General features: G+C 72.5%; 15 protein-coding genes. 11 read left to right on the top strand and 4 right to left on the bottom strand.

Annotation, left to right across the window (positions count from 1 at the left end):
* Positions 1–17 precede the first annotated feature (17 nt).
* The 3 genes from F6X51_RS20685 to F6X51_RS20675 all read left to right on the top strand — a co-directional run bounded on the left by F6X51_RS20685 (position 18) and on the right by F6X51_RS20675 (position 2,464).
* Complete coding sequence (locus F6X51_RS20685; RefSeq protein ID WP_150965572.1) at positions 18–878, top strand: phosphoribulokinase; 861 nt, start codon at positions 18–20, stop codon at positions 876–878.
* Between the two features lie 150 nt (positions 879–1,028).
* Positions 1,029–1,721, top strand: coding sequence for a ribulose-phosphate 3-epimerase (gene rpe, locus F6X51_RS20680; RefSeq protein WP_150965571.1), 693 nt, complete (start codon positions 1,029–1,031; stop codon positions 1,719–1,721).
* Positions 1,715–2,464: an HAD-IA family hydrolase gene (locus tag F6X51_RS20675; protein WP_150965570.1), complete on the top strand. Its 750-nt coding sequence runs from the start codon at positions 1,715–1,717 to the stop codon at positions 2,462–2,464. Before rpe ends, F6X51_RS20675 begins: the two co-directional genes overlap by 7 nt.
* A 4-nt stretch (positions 2,465–2,468) precedes the next feature.
* Here F6X51_RS20675 and F6X51_RS20670 read toward each other — a convergent pair whose 3' ends face one another.
* Positions 2,469–2,726 (bottom strand): hypothetical protein, encoded by a 258-nt coding sequence (locus tag F6X51_RS20670; RefSeq protein WP_150965569.1) that lies wholly within the window; start codon positions 2,724–2,726, stop codon positions 2,469–2,471.
* A 184-nt stretch (positions 2,727–2,910) separates the two neighbouring features.
* Here F6X51_RS20670 and F6X51_RS20665 point away from each other — a divergent pair, with 184 nt between their 5' ends.
* From F6X51_RS20665 to F6X51_RS20650, 4 genes are all read left to right on the top strand, one after another.
* Entirely contained in the window at positions 2,911–3,657 is a 747-nt protein-coding gene (locus F6X51_RS20665; protein ID WP_150965568.1) for a YebC/PmpR family DNA-binding transcriptional regulator, read from the top strand.
* Positions 3,658–4,604: 947 nt separating this feature from the next.
* A complete protein-coding gene (locus F6X51_RS20660) occupies positions 4,605–5,672 on the top strand; it encodes a TadE/TadG family type IV pilus assembly protein (RefSeq protein ID WP_246696923.1) in 1,068 nt (355 codons plus the stop codon).
* Between the two features lie 57 nt (positions 5,673–5,729).
* Positions 5,730–6,362, top strand: coding sequence for a TadE/TadG family type IV pilus assembly protein (locus F6X51_RS20655; protein ID WP_150965566.1), 633 nt, complete (start codon positions 5,730–5,732; stop codon positions 6,360–6,362).
* 17 nt (positions 6,363–6,379) lie between these two features.
* Positions 6,380–7,036 carry a TadE/TadG family type IV pilus assembly protein gene (locus F6X51_RS20650; RefSeq protein WP_150965565.1) on the top strand — a complete coding sequence of 219 codons (657 nt, stop codon included), beginning with the start codon at positions 6,380–6,382 and terminating at the stop codon, positions 7,034–7,036.
* Positions 7,037–7,079: 43 nt separating this feature from the next.
* Here the strand turns inward: F6X51_RS20650 and F6X51_RS20645 are convergent, their stop codons facing one another.
* On the bottom strand, positions 7,080–8,519 hold the full coding sequence (locus F6X51_RS20645) for a TAXI family TRAP transporter solute-binding subunit (RefSeq protein ID WP_150965564.1): 1,440 nt from the start codon (positions 8,517–8,519) through the stop codon (positions 7,080–7,082).
* 145 nt (positions 8,520–8,664) lie between these two features.
* The gene (locus tag F6X51_RS20640; protein ID WP_150965563.1) at positions 8,665–9,951 is read right to left on the bottom strand and encodes a glycosyltransferase; all 1,287 of its coding nucleotides are present in this window, start codon (positions 9,949–9,951) and stop codon (positions 8,665–8,667) included.
* Positions 9,952–10,224: 273 nt separating this feature from the next.
* On the opposite strand from F6X51_RS20640, the gene ruvC reads away from it, so the two are divergent.
* The gene (ruvC, locus tag F6X51_RS20635) at positions 10,225–10,788 is read left to right on the top strand and encodes a crossover junction endodeoxyribonuclease RuvC (RefSeq protein ID WP_150965562.1); all 564 of its coding nucleotides are present in this window, start codon (positions 10,225–10,227) and stop codon (positions 10,786–10,788) included.
* 13 nt (positions 10,789–10,801) lie between these two features.
* On the opposite strand, the gene F6X51_RS20630 is transcribed toward ruvC, so the two are convergent.
* The gene (locus F6X51_RS20630; RefSeq protein ID WP_150965561.1) at positions 10,802–11,425 is read right to left on the bottom strand and encodes a YceI family protein; all 624 of its coding nucleotides are present in this window, start codon (positions 11,423–11,425) and stop codon (positions 10,802–10,804) included.
* Between the two features lie 231 nt (positions 11,426–11,656).
* Between F6X51_RS20630 and ruvA the strand changes: the two genes are divergently transcribed.
* The 3 genes from ruvA (at position 11,657) to bfr (ending at position 13,424) form a co-directional block, all read left to right on the top strand.
* Positions 11,657–12,274, top strand: a complete 618-nt coding sequence (ruvA, locus tag F6X51_RS20625; protein ID WP_150965560.1) for a Holliday junction branch migration protein RuvA — start codon at positions 11,657–11,659, stop codon at positions 12,272–12,274.
* A gap of 335 nt (positions 12,275–12,609) precedes the next feature.
* Positions 12,610–12,867, top strand: a complete 258-nt coding sequence (locus tag F6X51_RS20620) for a (2Fe-2S)-binding protein (protein WP_150965559.1) — start codon at positions 12,610–12,612, stop codon at positions 12,865–12,867.
* Positions 12,868–12,926: 59 nt separating this feature from the next.
* Positions 12,927–13,424 (top strand): bacterioferritin, encoded by a 498-nt coding sequence (gene bfr / locus F6X51_RS20615; RefSeq protein WP_150965558.1) that lies wholly within the window; start codon positions 12,927–12,929, stop codon positions 13,422–13,424.
* The last annotated feature ends 342 nt before the right edge of the window (positions 13,425–13,766 follow it).

Raw genomic sequence — 13,766 nt, 5'->3', positions numbered from 1 at the left:
GCATGTCCGCCTGAACCATGTCCGCGCATCATCCCATCATCTCGGTGACCGGCTCCTCGGGGGCCGGCACCACCTCGGTCCGCAACACCTTCGAGCAGATCTTCCGCCGCGAGGACGTCAGCGCGGTCTACATCGAGGGCGACGCCTTCCACGCCTTCGACCGCGACGCCATGCGGCGGATGATGGCGGAGGAGCCGACGCTCAGCCACTTCGCCCCCCGCGCCAACCTCCTGCCCGAGCTCGAGGAGGTGTTCCGCACCTACGGCGAATCCGGCGGCGGGCGCACCCGTCACTACGCCCACGACGCGGCGGACGCCGCCCGCTACGGCACCGCGCCGGGGACCTTCTCGCCCTGGGAGGACTTCCCGGAGGCCTCCGACCTCCTGTTCTACGAGGGCCTGCACGGCTGCGTGGTCGACGCCTCGGTCGACCTCGCCCGCTACGCCGACCTCAAGATCGGGGTGGTGCCGGTGATCAACCTCGAGTGGATCCAGAAGCTGCACCGGGACCGCTCGTTCCGGGGCTACTCGACGGAGGCCGTCACGGACGTGATCCTGCGGCGGATGCCCGACTACGTGCAGACGATCTGCCCGCAATTCTCCTGGACGGACATCAACTTCCAGCGGGTGCCCACGGTCGACACCTCGAACCCCTTCATCGCCCGCTGGATCCCGACCGCCGACGAATCGATGGTGGTGATCCGCTTCAAGGACCCGAAGGGCATCGACTTCTCCTACCTCGTCTCGATGATCCACGACAGCTTCATGAGCCGGGCGAACTCCATCGTGATCCCGGGGGGCAAGCTCGACCTCGCGATGCAGCTCATCCTCACGCCGATCATCATGCAGCTGGTGGAGCGCCGGCGCCGGCTCGCCTGAGCCGGTCCCCGCGCATCTCCTGTCGGGCGGGCGCCGCCGCACTATATCGCGGCGCGTCGGGCCTGTAGGGAGCGGCCGGAATCCCCGCGCAGCGCCATTCGCCGGGGACGCCGCGCGCGGCGTCACGAGAGACATCACGGTCAGGATCCCATGAAGAGCCCCATCATCGCACCCTCGATCCTCTCGGCGGATTTCGCCAAGCTCGGCGAGGAGGTTCGGGCGATCGACGCGGCCGGCGCCGACTGGATCCACCTCGACGTGATGGACGGGCACTTCGTGCCGAACCTCACCTTCGGGCCCCCGGTGATCAGGGCCCTGCGGGGCCACACCCGCAAGCCCTTCGACGTGCACCTGATGATCGCCCCGGCCGACCCCTTCCTCGCGGCCTTCGCGCAGGCCGGGGCCGACACGATCACGGTCCATGTCGAGGCCGGCGCCCACACCCACCGCTCCCTCCAGACCATCCGCGCCCTCGGCAAGCGCGTCGGCCTCGCCCTCAACCCCGGCACGCCGGCCGCCGCCGTGGAGCCCCTGATCGACCTGCTCGACCTCGTGCTGGTGATGACGGTCAACCCCGGCTTCGGCGGCCAGAGCTTCCTCGGCAGCGCCCTCGAGACCGTGGCGCGGGTGCGGGCCATGGCGGCGGGGCGCGACCTCGACATCGAAGTCGACGGCGGCATCGGGCCCGAGACGGTGACGCGGGCCGCCGCCGCCGGCGCCAACGTGTTCGTGGCCGGCAACGCCGTGTTCCACGAGGGGCCGGGCCACTACGCCCGCCACATCGCGGCGATCCGGGAGGGGGCGCTGGCGGCGCAAGGGGGCGGGGCCGTCCTGTCATGTTGAGGGCCCTGATCTTCGACGTCGACGGGACCCTCGCCGAGACCGAGGACCTGCACCGGCAGGCCTTCAACGGCGCCTTCGCGCGCCTCGGCCTGCCCTGGCACTGGGAGCCGCCCGTCTACGCCGACCTCCTGCGGGTGATGGGCGGTAAGGAGCGGCTCGCCCATTACATCGAGACCCGCCACGCGGGCGAGGCCCCGGCCCTGCTGGCGCGGCTCCCCGAGATCCACGGGCTGAAGACGGAACTCTACGGCGACCTCGTGGAGGGCGGCGCCCTCGGGCTCAGGCCCGGCATCGCCCGCCTCGTCGCCGAGGCGCGGGCGGCGGGGGTGAAGCTCGCGGTCGCCACCACCACGAGCCGCCCGAACGTCGACCGGCTGGTCGCGGTCAACTTCCCCCGGGGCGACGCCCCCTTCGACGCGATCGCCTCCGGCGACGAGGCCCCGCGCAAGAAGCCGGCCTCCGACATTTTCGACCTCGCCATCCGGCGCCTCGCGGTCGCGCCGGGCGAGGCCATCGCCTTCGAGGATTCGACCGCGGGCATCCGCTCGGCCCTCGATGCCGGGCTGCCCGTCATCGCCACCCGCAGCCGCTACACCGGGAGCCACCGCCTCGACGGCGCCTTCTCGGCGATCTCCGACCTCGGCGAGCCGGGCCGGCCCCACCGCCACATCGCGGGCGTCGCCTGGCCCGGCGGCGTCGTCACCCTCGCGGCCCTGCAGGCCTGGCACGACGCCCGGGCCTGAGGCGTCAGCGCCGGCGCGCGCCGCCGGCCCGGTCCCGCCGCCCCGCGTCTCGCGCCTCCCCGCCCTCGGCCTCCCGGCCCCTGGCGTCCCGGGCGAAGAGCGTCGCGCCCGCCACCATGCCGAGCGCCAGGGTGAGGCCGAGCCGGAGCCAGCCCGGGCCTGAGGCCGGGCCCGGGGCGGGGGCCGGGGTGGCGGCGATGGCTGCGCCCAAGCCCCGGCGGGCGCCCTCCCTCCGGTCCCGGTCGATCGTCGCGTGCCGCATCGGGGCCTCTCCTGTGCGTCCCGCGGGAGGCCGGCCGCGCCCGGGACGGGGCGGGCGGGCCTCCGCGTTGCCTCCCGGCGGGGCACCGGCCTATAACCCCCGCCATCCCAACGCGGCGACGTCGAGGATCGGGCCCCGGGCGGGCCCCGAAACTCCGTCGCGACAGAACCCACAGGGTCACGCCATGGCCGGCCATTCCCAGTTCAAGAACATCATGCACCGCAAGGGCCGCGTCGACGCGGTCCGCTCGAAGGTCTTCGGCAAGCTCGCCCGCGAGATCACGGTGGCGGCCAAGCTCGGCACGCCGGACCCGGCGATGAACCCGCGCCTGCGCGCCGCCGTGCTGGCGGCCCGGGCCGAGAACATGCCCAAGGACAACATCGAGCGCGCCATCAAGAAGGCGGCCGGCGGCGAGGGGGACAACTACGAGGAGATCCGCTACGAGGGCTACGGCCCGGGGGGCGCCGCCCTCATCGTCGAGGCCCAGACCGACAACCGCAACCGCACCGCCTCCGACGTGCGCTCGGCCTTCACCAAGTCCGGCGGCAGCCTCGCGGAGACCGGCGCCGTCGCCTTCATGTTCGACCGGGTCGGCGTCGTCGCCTTCCCGGCCGCGGTGGCCGATGCCGACACGATGCTGGAGGCCGCGATCGAGGCCGGCGCCGACGACGTGCGCTCGGGCGGGGACGGCCACGAGGTCACCTGCGCACAGGAGGCCTTCGGCGAGGTCTCGAAGGCCCTGGAGGCCCGCTTCGGCGAGCCCTCCCGCACCGGCCTCGTCTGGAAGGCCCAGAACACCATCGACGTCGACGACGAGACCGGCGAGAAGCTGGTGCGCCTCGTCGAGGTGATCGAGGACCAGGACGACGTCCAGAACGTCTACGTCAACTTCGCCCTCTCGGACGCCCTGATGGCGAAGCTGGAGGCCTGAGCCCGCCCCGGGCGGGCCGATTGCCGGGGTGTGCCCGCCCCGGGCGGGCCGATTGCCGGCGCCGGCCCAGTCCCGACACGCCTTCGCCCCCGCGAGCCGCTGGCTCCGGGGGCATGGCCCAAACGCCGCCTGCGAGGGGACGCGGGACGCCGCGAGACCACTCTGAGCGCACTTGTTGAAACCGGTCTCCCGGCGTCCCGCGGCGGGGGCTCGCTCGCCTCCGCCGCATCACGTCGCGGTGTCTCCGGCGGTCCCGACCTGCGCTATCGACCCACGGGTCACGGGATGGCCCCGCGGAGATCCGAGCGAGCCTTCGTCGCACGCCGCCTCGTAGTGGGCGGCGCCGCAGGATCTGTCGCTACCGCCCAGAGCGGGGTCGGGGGCGCGGGGCATTTCCTCCCCGGTCTCCCGCCGCCCTCCGAGCCGGCGTCGCGTCGAGCCGCCGCCCGGGGCGATGGCGACCGAAGCCACCGACGCGGGCACCGCCCCGCCACCCCGGCCCGCCCGGTCGGTCACCGGACGGGCCCCCCGTCGAGAAGGGCGGCAGGTGACGGATAGGAAGCACAGAATAGGATTTTTGTCAAGTCTTTTCGCCGGTATCGAACGCGCGAGGCTGCGCGGACCCCGCCGGGAGCGGTCCGGCCGCCGGCGCACCGCGCGCTCCGCGGATCCAGGTTGCCCTGTTCGTGCGCAAGCCTGCGCGGCGCTTCCTGGGGATGAGCACGAAATCTTCACCAAGGGCGCCGATCCACACGATCCCTGAAAGGAATCGGCAAGGACCCGATCCTAAGCAGGGTAATACAGCTTCAGTGCACCACTGACGCATCTGTACACGCTGTGATGGATTACGTGCGGCGACCGGGGACTGATCCGTCCCTCTGCTGGAAGCGACTTCCGCCGTGCGCCTCATCGAAGCCGGTCTCAGATGGCCTGGGATGGTGCGCCCGATGATCAGGACTGCGCACGTGGTCGACCTCAGCCGTTGTGAACGCGGGAACATCGCCCTCACCTTCGCCCTCGTCCTGCCGATCCTCCTGGGTGCCGGCGGGGCGGCGGTCGATTACGGGAACGCGATCCGTATCCGGGCCGCCGAGGCGAGCATCGCCGATGCCACCGCGCTCCACGTCGCGAGCGCGGAGACCGCCGTGGCCGCCACCGAGGCCATCCGGCTGGCCAACGCGCAGCTGGTCGCGCGCCTGGGCGACCAGAGCGCCACCGGGGGCTACACGATCGACGGGAAATGGCTGGACCCGGCCAATTACCGCATCGTCATCTCCATGACGATGAAGACGTCCCTGGTGCATCTCCTGCCGGGCATGCCGAAGACGATCCTCGTCAGAACCGCCACGACGGTGAACCGGGTCGCGCCGGTCTACGAGACCAAGGCGCCGACGATGACGCAGATCTCCCCGGAAGCGGCCGACTACAACCGCATCTACGTCTACTGCTACTCGTCCGATCCGAAGCGGCAGGCGGAATCCGACCGCGGCCGCCGCGGCATCACGGCGATCGCCGACAACGGTTCGCCGCCGACCGATTACGGTTCGAACGTCCTTCCGACCTGCAAGGAGAACGAGGCGCTGAGCTACATGCTGCGCAACGTTCGGAACGCCCGGAGCACCCGCTCGCGCTGGAACGAGACCGGGACGGACACCTACAACTATTACACCGACATCAGCATCGACCCGATCACGCGGGTCCAGACCATGAGCATGAAGGGCTCCAACATGGGCAACGGCACGGCGGTCGACGTCGTCCGCTACCCGATGCTGGAGACGGTGATCTGCGACACCGAGAAGCAGTGCAAGCCCCCATCCGACGGCGGCACCATGGTGGAGCACAAGGCCGGGACGCCCGGCACCCTGTCGGGGGTGGGCTGCACCGAGGGGAAGTTCATCTATTACGGCTGGGAGGACCGGCCGGGCGGCGACCAGGACTATAACGACATCCGCATGGTCGTGGCCTGCCCGAAGCGGGTCAAGGTCTCCGACAAGAAGCTGCGGATCGTCGAGTAGACGGCGCGCCCCCGATGCGAAGTGGCATTCCCCCGTTGCGGAAGGTTCGGATCTGAGATGGTCGCGTCTGTTCCAGGGCGCCGCGCGGGCGTGACGGAGGCCGGGGAGCGGCCGCGCGCGCGTCGGGGGGCGTTCCTCCACGATGCCGGCGGGGCCGCCGCCGTGGAATTCGCCCTGGTCTGCCTTCCCTTCTTCGGGCTCGTCGCGGCGATCCTGCAGATCTGCCTGATCATGTGGGCGACCCAGAACCTGGAGGAGCGCCTGCAGCGCGCCGTCCGGACGATCTACACGGGCACGTTCCAGGGCGCGAATGCGAATCCGCCGGATTCGACGACCGTGCTCAACAGCCTCCGGACCACCATGTGCGGCGCGACGACGTCCCGCATCCCGACCGCGTTCGATTGCAGCGCGATCAAGCTCAACGTCGTGCTGAGCAACAGCTTCGCGGCCGGGACCGCGCCGACGCCCCTCGATCCCAAGACCAAGGATTGGGCGACCGGGTTCGGGTCGACCTATTCCTGCGCCAAGCCCGGCGCGATCGTGGTCGTGACGGCCGCGGTCAAGTACCCGGTGGCCTTCGGCTTCCTCAATTTCGGGGCGCCGACCTTCACGGACGGCGCGCGGCTGCTCCAGTCGACGGCGGTGTTCCGCACCGAGCCCTACGACACCAGCTCGGGCTCGCCATGCTGAGGCGCGTGCGAACCCGGATGGCCGCCCGCCTGCCCCTGCGCGCCCGCCTGCCCCTGCGCGCCCGGCTGCGCCGCTTCCGCCGGGACGCGGGCGGCGTCTCCGCCATCGAGTTCGCGCTGGTGCTGCCCGTGCTGCTCACGATCCTGTTCGGCGCCACCGAGTTCGGGCGCGCCCTCGATGCCTGGCGCAAGGCCACGCAGCTCGCCCGCACGGTCGCGGACCTGACCTCGCAGGGCGACACGCAATCCCCGATCGCCACCGCGACCATGAACGACATCCTGGCGTCCTCGACCCTGGTGCTGCGGCCGTTCAGCAGCGCGGGCGTCGCGATCATCGTGAGCGCGATGGGGGTCGACCTGACCAATCCCGGGACCTCCCCGCCCCGGGTCTGCTCCAGCGTCGCGACGACCAACGCGACGGCGCGCCAGCCCAAGGTGGCCACCGACCTGACCATCCCGCCCGGATTCCAGCTGCCGGGCATGCGCTACATCCTGGCCGAGGTGACGGTGCCCTACACGCCGCTCCTCGGAAGCGCGCTGATGAAGTTCGTGGGCAACGCCAACAACCAGTTCACCTTCAGGGTCGCGGCGCCCTGGCCGGTGCGCGCCGGGCAGACCTACAACGGCAACGCCTACAACGAGATCGTCCTGCCGAGCGGCGCCTCCTGCCCGTGACGCGGGGACCCCGGCGTCCCGCGCTCCGGTCCGGTCCCCGGCATCAGGCCGGCGCGTCGGTGCCGGCGAGGTGGAGGCGGAGCTTGCCCGCGCCGGGGGCGGCGGGCGGCTCGCGGCCCGCGAGGGCCTGCCGGCACTCCGCCACCGTGGCCTTGGCGGTCTCGATCGCGATGGAGACCGCCGCCATGGTGCGGGCGTCGGGCTCGCGGGCCCGGGCGTAGCGCACCACGTCGGTGGCGAGGCGGTCGATCTCCACCGTGAGGGCCGCGAGGGCGGCGGGGTCGCTCAGGGTCCGGGCCTCGTCGATGATCGCCAGGAGCCGGTCCATCACCTCGTCGATGCGCTCGCGGCGCAGGTTCGCCAGGCGCTGGCGCAGCCAGGCGAGGGCGGAGGCGAGGCCGCCGGCCAGGGCGGCGATGAGGTAGAGGGTGTCGCCGTAGCGGTCGACGAAGCTGTGCTGCTCGCGCTCGAAATAGTCGATCGCGCCGGGATGGATCGGGATGCGCGCGCTCGTGGCCGCCGCCGTGGTCTCGTAGGCGGGCGCCAGGATGTAGTCGGCGGCGGCCGTCGCCTGCCCGGCCGTCGTGCGCATCTCGAACAGGTGCTGGGTGACGTCGGCGGCCAGGACCCGGCCGAGGGAGGCCCGGGCCATCAGGCGGTAGGAGGCGCCCACCGTCTTGACGTCGTCCTCCGGCAGCTTGGGCTGGCCGCCGAACAGGCCGCCCGGGATGGTGACGGCCTGGAGCTTGGGGAAGCGCTCGATGATGGCGTCGTCCTCGGAGACGGCGACGAAGTCCACCTTGCCGCCCCGGCTGACGGACTGCACCGCCGCGACGAGCTCCAGGGCCTTGGGCGCCGAGGGGGCGATGATGCTGACGAAGGCGTCGATCTGCCGGGCGCGCAGGGCGGCCGCGACCGCCGCGTGGTCCACCGGGACGAGGCGCACGCCCCGGGGCGGGACCGGGCCGGCGCTGGCGCCGGCATTGGCGCCGGCGCCGGTGTCGAGGGTGAGGCCGTAATAGCCGAGGAGGTTCTGCAGCAGGCGCACGTCCGCGTCCTTGTGCGCGGCGATGCCGAGGCGCTTGCCCGCGAGCTTGGGGAAGCTGCGGATCCCGGAGGCCTCCGGCGCGGCGATCAGCATCGCCTGGTCGCGCAGGATCGCCAGGGTGAGGCCGTTCGTCGGCAGCGACACGTCCGGCCGGACCACCGCGAGGTCGGCGCGGCCATCCTGCAGGGCGGCGGCGCTCTCCCGCACGTCGTCGAGGGACAGGATCTTCAGGCGGATGCCGGCGCGGTCGGCCTCAAGCCCGTCCGCGTAGGCCTTGATCAGCTCCGGCTCCGTCCCGTCCCGGGGGGCGACCGCGATGGTCAGGACGGTGGCCTGCAGCCAGTACCACGCCACGAGCGCCCCGGCGGCGAGGATCAGCGCCGCGCCGGCCAGGAGGGTCTCGCGCCTGAACAGCCAACTCGGCCAGCTCGCCATGGCGTCGCGGTTCCGCAGCGCAGGGTCGCGCTGCGATCACAACGGCGCGGCGGGCGCGCCGGTGCCGGGGCCCGACTACACGATCGCGTATGGGCCCCGGCCCGGAGAGCCGGGGCGCCCAGGCTCACCGGGCCGGGGCACCCGGTCAGGCCGCGGCCGGGTGCGCCAGCGCGGTGCTCGCCGCCCCGTCGATCACCGCCAGGATCTCCCGCGGCGTGTCGTGGCGGGCGAAGTCGAGGGCGAGGTCGCGGGCCCGGGTGCGGAAGCGGGGATCGGCCAGCACCGCCTCGGCCGCGGTCCGGATCGCCTCCGGCCCGGGGGCGTTCGCCGCGAGGTTGAGGCCCGCCCCCGACCAGGCGATGCGGGCGCCGATCTCGGCCTTGTCCTCGGTGACCCCCGCCGAGACCAGCGGCACCCCCGCCGCCAGCGCCAGGGTGACGCTGCCGTAGCCGCCGTTGGTGACCAGGAGGTCGACCTTCGGCATCAGGGCCCCGAAGGGCAGGAAGCGGGCGATCCGGGCATTGGCCGGAACCGGCCCGCGCACGGCCTCGACCGGGCGCCCGCCGGTGGTGGCGATCACCAGGAGGTCGTCCCGGTGGGCGAGCGCCGCGAGCGTCGGCTCCAGGAGCTCGCCGAGATCGCCGTTGGCGAGGGTGCCCTGCGTGACGAGGACGACCCGGCGGCCGCCGTCGAGCTCGGGCCACCAATCCGGCGTTGCGGTCTCGCCGGCGGGGAGCGGCAGGGCGCCGACGAAGCGCAGGCGCTCGGGCAGCCCCCCGTCCGGGTACTCGAAAGCCCGCACCGTCGGCTGGATCAGGGCGTCCGGCAGGGTCAGGATCGACTGGGTCAGGGAGGCGGGCAGCGGCCGGGCGTCGAGGCGCAGGAGGATCGCGTCCGCGTAGGCCCGCACCGGGTTGACGAAGGCGGCATCGGCCGCCGCCCCGAACGCGGCGTAGCGGGCGGCCTCCGCCGCGTCCCGGGCGGGGGGCAGGCCCGGCCCGAGCGGCGCCCCGTCGGCCCGGTCGCGGAACAGGAAGCTGACATTGTAGCCGACGATGGGCGGGCGCGGCGCATCCGAGAGCAGCAGCGGCAGCACCCCGAGGAACAGGGTGCCGGCCACGACCACGTCCGGCCGCTCCGCGGCGATCAGCGCCCGCAGGGCCGCCGCCTGGACCGGGATCGGATCGAGGAAGCGGCGCTCGAACTCGCGCCGGGAGCGCTCGGGGCCCGCGGGGAGGTCGGTGGCGCGGAATTCCGGCGCGTCGTCGTCGGCATAGGGCACGCAGCGCAGGCCCGCCGCCGCGACGCGGTCGGCGAAGGCCCGGGCGGTGGTCACCACCACCTCGTCGCCCCGGGCCTGGGCGAGGCGGGCGATGGCGAGGAGCGGGTTGAGATGGCCGGTGAGCGGGGTCGCGGCGAGGAGCAGTTTCATCGGGGGCCTCCGGATCGGGGCGATCGGGGACGCGGCCGGCGTCGCGCCGGGGCGATGTCTTGAAGTTCGGGAGGCGGGCGCGGGCGTTACAGGGGGGCGCGCCGGGTGCGTGCGCTGCAGCACGTTCGCGCCGGTCGCCGCGCTCCGTCCCGCGACCCTCCTGGTGGCGCGCCTCGGCCCTTGGTGAAACGCCTCGTTCACGCTATGTGCTTATGGCTCCGGGAGGGGCGCGGGGAACCGCGCCGCGTCACCCCGTCCCGTCGAGGCAGGCCCATGAGCATTCCCGTCCGCATCCTCGGGATCGATCCGGGCCTGCGCCGCACCGGCTGGGGCGTCGTCACCGCCACCGGCACCAAGCTCGCCTACGTCGATTGCGGCGTCGTCACCTCGGACGGGGACCTGCCGCTGGCCCTGCGCCTGCGCGAGCTCTACGAGGGCATCAGCCGCATCGTGGCGGCCTTCCGGCCCGACGAGGTCTCGGTGGAGGAGACCTTCGTCAACAAGGACGCGCAGGCGACGCTGAAGCTCGGCCACGCCCGCGCGGTGGCGCTCCTCGTGCCCGCGCTCGCGGGCGTGCCGGTCTACGAATACGCCGCGAACCTGATCAAGAAGACGGTCGCGGGCTCGGGCCACGCCGAGAAGACCCAGATCCAGGCCATGGTGAAGTTCCTGCTGCCCAAGGCCGAGTTCAAGCTCGCCGACGCGGCGGACGCCCTCGCCATCGCGATCACCCACAACAGCCACCGGGGCACGCATGCCCTGAAGCGGAGTCACCTCCCGGCCGGCGTCAGCGGCCCCGGCGCGGCCCGGATCGCGGCGGCGCTCGCGCGCAGCTGAGCGGGGAGGGCGCCTATTCCACCGCCTTGAACTCGCCCTCGAGGCGCAGCGAGACCTCGTCGCCGAGGAGGGGCAGGAAGGCGCTGATGCCGAAATCGGAGCGCTTGAGCACGGTGCGCCCGTCGAAGCCCACCGTGTAGGCCTTGTCCACGGGGCTGATCCCGGCCTGGTTGAAGGTCGCGTCGAAGGCGACGGGCTTCGTCACGCCCTTGAGGGTGAGGTCGCCGCTGACCCGGGCGGTGGTCGGGCTCGTCGGCTCCACCGAGGTCGCCGTGAAGGCGGCCTTGGGGAACTTCGCGGCGTCGAAGAAGTCCGGCGACCTGAGATGCTGGTTCAGCCTCTCGTCGAGGCCGTTGACGCTGTCGATGCCGATCGTGACCGTGAGGCGGGACCTGGCCGGCTCCTTCGGGTCGAGATGCGCCTCGCCGGTGACGTCCGTGATGCCCCCGTAATAGGTCGAGAAGCCGAGATGGCTCACCGACCAGGTGATCTTGCCGTGCGCCGTGTCGAGCCGGTAGGCGCCCGGGCGCACCTGCGTCGGGTCCGTGGAGGGCGCGGCCGGGGCGGCGGAATCGGCGGCCGCGAGCGGGCCGGCGGCGAGGAGCAGGAGGGCGAGGATCGGTGCGGTCTGGCGCATCGGGCTCTGACGGTCTCGTGTGGGCGTGGTGGGCGCCTCCTCGATGTCACGAAGCCCGGGCCGCCTCAAGGCGCCGGCGCCGGGCCGGGGCGAGATTGCGATCGCCGTCCCGGCCGGCCTGCCCCGCCGGTCCTCCGGCCGAGAGCCGGGCCCGCCCCTCACCCCTGCCGCATGGCGCTCGCCGCCGCGGCCCTGTAGGCAGGCGCGGACGGCGCGGAGGCGGTTGGGGCGATGATCGGCAAGCTCAGGGGCGTGGTGGATTCCTTCGGGGAGGATTTCGTGATCCTCGACGTCCAGGGCGTTGGCTACGTGGTGCATTGCTCCGCCCGCACCCTCCAGCGCCTGCCGAAGCCCGGCGAGGCGGCGGAGCTCGCCATCGAGACGCATGTGCGCGAGGACATGATCCGCCTCTACGGCTTCCGCTCGGACCCGGAGCGGGAATGGTTCCGCCTGCTCCAGACCGTGCAGGGGGTCGGCGCCCGGGTCGCCCTCGGGGTGCTCTCGGTGATGGAGCCGGACGCCCTCGCCAACGCCATCGCGACCGGCGACCGGGCCGCGGTGGCGCGCGCGCCCGGGGTCGGCCCGCGCCTCGCCGCCCGGCTGGTGGCCGAGCTCAAGGACAAGGCCCCCGCCTACGCGCCGATCGACCCGGCCCTGATCGCCCTGACGGGCGCCGTCGCGGACCGCACCGCCCCCGGGCCGGTGGCGGACGCGGTCTCGGCCCTGGTCAATCTCGGCTACCCGCAGGTCCAGGCCGCGACGGCGGTCGCCGCCGCCCTCAAAACCGCCGGCGAGGGCGCGGAGGCCAAGACCCTGATCCGCCTCGGGCTGCGCGAGCTCGCCCGCTGAAGCCCGCGGCGGCAGGCCTCGCCGCGATCCGCCCCTTCCCGAGACCCTGCGCGAGGCCGTGCCCGGACGCCCCCGCCCCGGACCCCCTGCGGCGGCAGCGCGCCCGCGACTGAATTGCGCGCACGGGTCTGGGATGCCAAGGCTTGCCAAACCGGATCGGGGGAGCTAAGTTCTTGATAGTAATGCAGTTTTCAAGAGTTCTAATCTAGCAGGCAAGGCGGTGCGGGGCTTGGCGTTTTCGCTTCCGCAGCGCGATCCCTCACCGGCCGGACGGGCCTGCCCGCCCGGTCGCCCCTCCTCCTGTGGCGTCGACCACGCGCGAGTTGCGGCCTCGAATGATCGTCTGTTCCTGCAACGTCCTGTCCGATGGCGCCGTGCGCGCCTGCCTCCAAGGCGGTCCGGCCTGCCCGCGCACCCCGGCGCAGGTCTATGCCTGCCTCGGCTGCAGCCCGAAATGTGGCCGCTGCGCCCGGACCATCCGGTCGATCATGCAGAAGGCCCTCGACGAGGCCGCGCATTCCTGCTCCGGCGCTTGCGCAAGCACCTGTACTCTGGTCAAGGTCCAAACTGCGGAGGAGGGGATCGCCGCCTGAGCGCGACATCCGCGCCCGGCCTACCCTCCGGCTGACATGGGCCGCAGGGAGACGGATCGATGAAGGGTGATGCGAAGGTTGTCGAGTACCTCAACCGAGGACTTCGCAGCGAGCTGACGGCGGTCAGCCAGTACTGGCTCCACTTCCGGATGCTGAACGACTGGGGCTATATCGATCTCGCCAAGTTCTGGCGCAAGGAATCGATCGAGGAGATGAACCACGCGGATCGCTTCGTCGACCGCATCCTCTTCCTCGAAGGCTTTCCGAACCTCCAGGAACTCGATCCGCTGCGGATCGGCCAGAACGTCCAGGAAATCATCGAGTGCGACCTCGCCGCCGAGAACGAGGCGCGCGCGCTCTATCTCGAGGCCGCCAAGTACTGCGACTCGATCAACGACCGGGTCTCCAAGATCCTGTTCGAGGACCTCGCCACGGACGAGGAAGGCCATATCGACTTCCTCGAGACGCAGCTCGAGCTGATCCGCCAGGTCGGCCTGCCCCTCTACGCCCAGCGCCACATCGGCGGCCTCGAGAAGATCGAGCCCGAGGTCGAGTGAGCCCGATCGTGCGGCGCTTCGACTTCCGCCGACGCGCGCGCTAGGAGGGCGGGCTCATGCGCAAGCCCCCCAAACCTCCCGCCTCCAGAGGCGCATCCGCCAAGCCCCCGGCAGGGACGGATTCCAAGCCCCCGGCAGGGACGGATTCCAACCCCCCGGCGGGGACGGATCCCAAGCCCCCAGCGGGGAAAAATGCCAAGCCCCCAGCGGGGAACAATGCCAAGCCCCCGTCCGGCAGGGTTTCGAAGCCACCGGCCGGGAGGGGCGGCGACGCGCCGGCGCTCCTGAGCCCGGAGGTGCGGCCGGAGGACGTGGACCAATCGATCCGGCCGCTGAGCCTGT

Source organism: Methylobacterium planeticum (assembly GCF_008806345.1).
In the GTDB taxonomy this organism is placed as follows: domain Bacteria; phylum Pseudomonadota; class Alphaproteobacteria; order Rhizobiales; family Beijerinckiaceae; genus Methylobacterium; species Methylobacterium planeticum.
This window is presented reverse-complemented; position numbering and strand designations above follow the sequence as displayed.

Coding starts and splice junctions, on each gene's coding strand:
- F6X51_RS20645 (WP_150965564.1), bottom strand. CDS start 8,519: ATGGCGAGCTGGCCGAGTTGGCTGTTCAGGCGCGAGACCCTCCTGGCC.
- F6X51_RS20655 (WP_150965566.1), top strand. CDS start 5,730: ATGGTCGCGTCTGTTCCAGGGCGCCGCGCGGGCGTGACGGAGGCCGGG.
- F6X51_RS20620 (WP_150965559.1), top strand. CDS start 12,610: ATGATCGTCTGTTCCTGCAACGTCCTGTCCGATGGCGCCGTGCGCGCC.
- F6X51_RS20650 (WP_150965565.1), top strand. CDS start 6,380: ATGGCCGCCCGCCTGCCCCTGCGCGCCCGCCTGCCCCTGCGCGCCCGG.
- bfr (WP_150965558.1), top strand. CDS start 12,927: ATGAAGGGTGATGCGAAGGTTGTCGAGTACCTCAACCGAGGACTTCGC.
- F6X51_RS20640 (WP_150965563.1), bottom strand. CDS start 9,951: ATGAAACTGCTCCTCGCCGCGACCCCGCTCACCGGCCATCTCAACCCG.
- F6X51_RS20675 (WP_150965570.1), top strand. CDS start 1,715: ATGTTGAGGGCCCTGATCTTCGACGTCGACGGGACCCTCGCCGAGACC.
- F6X51_RS20670 (WP_150965569.1), bottom strand. CDS start 2,726: ATGCGGCACGCGACGATCGACCGGGACCGGAGGGAGGGCGCCCGCCGG.
- F6X51_RS20660 (WP_246696923.1), top strand. CDS start 4,605: ATGATCAGGACTGCGCACGTGGTCGACCTCAGCCGTTGTGAACGCGGG.
- F6X51_RS20630 (WP_150965561.1), bottom strand. CDS start 11,425: ATGCGCCAGACCGCACCGATCCTCGCCCTCCTGCTCCTCGCCGCCGGC.
- rpe (WP_150965571.1), top strand. CDS start 1,029: ATGAAGAGCCCCATCATCGCACCCTCGATCCTCTCGGCGGATTTCGCC.
- ruvC (WP_150965562.1), top strand. CDS start 10,225: ATGAGCATTCCCGTCCGCATCCTCGGGATCGATCCGGGCCTGCGCCGC.
- F6X51_RS20685 (WP_150965572.1), top strand. CDS start 18: ATGTCCGCGCATCATCCCATCATCTCGGTGACCGGCTCCTCGGGGGCC.
- F6X51_RS20665 (WP_150965568.1), top strand. CDS start 2,911: ATGGCCGGCCATTCCCAGTTCAAGAACATCATGCACCGCAAGGGCCGC.
- ruvA (WP_150965560.1), top strand. CDS start 11,657: ATGATCGGCAAGCTCAGGGGCGTGGTGGATTCCTTCGGGGAGGATTTC.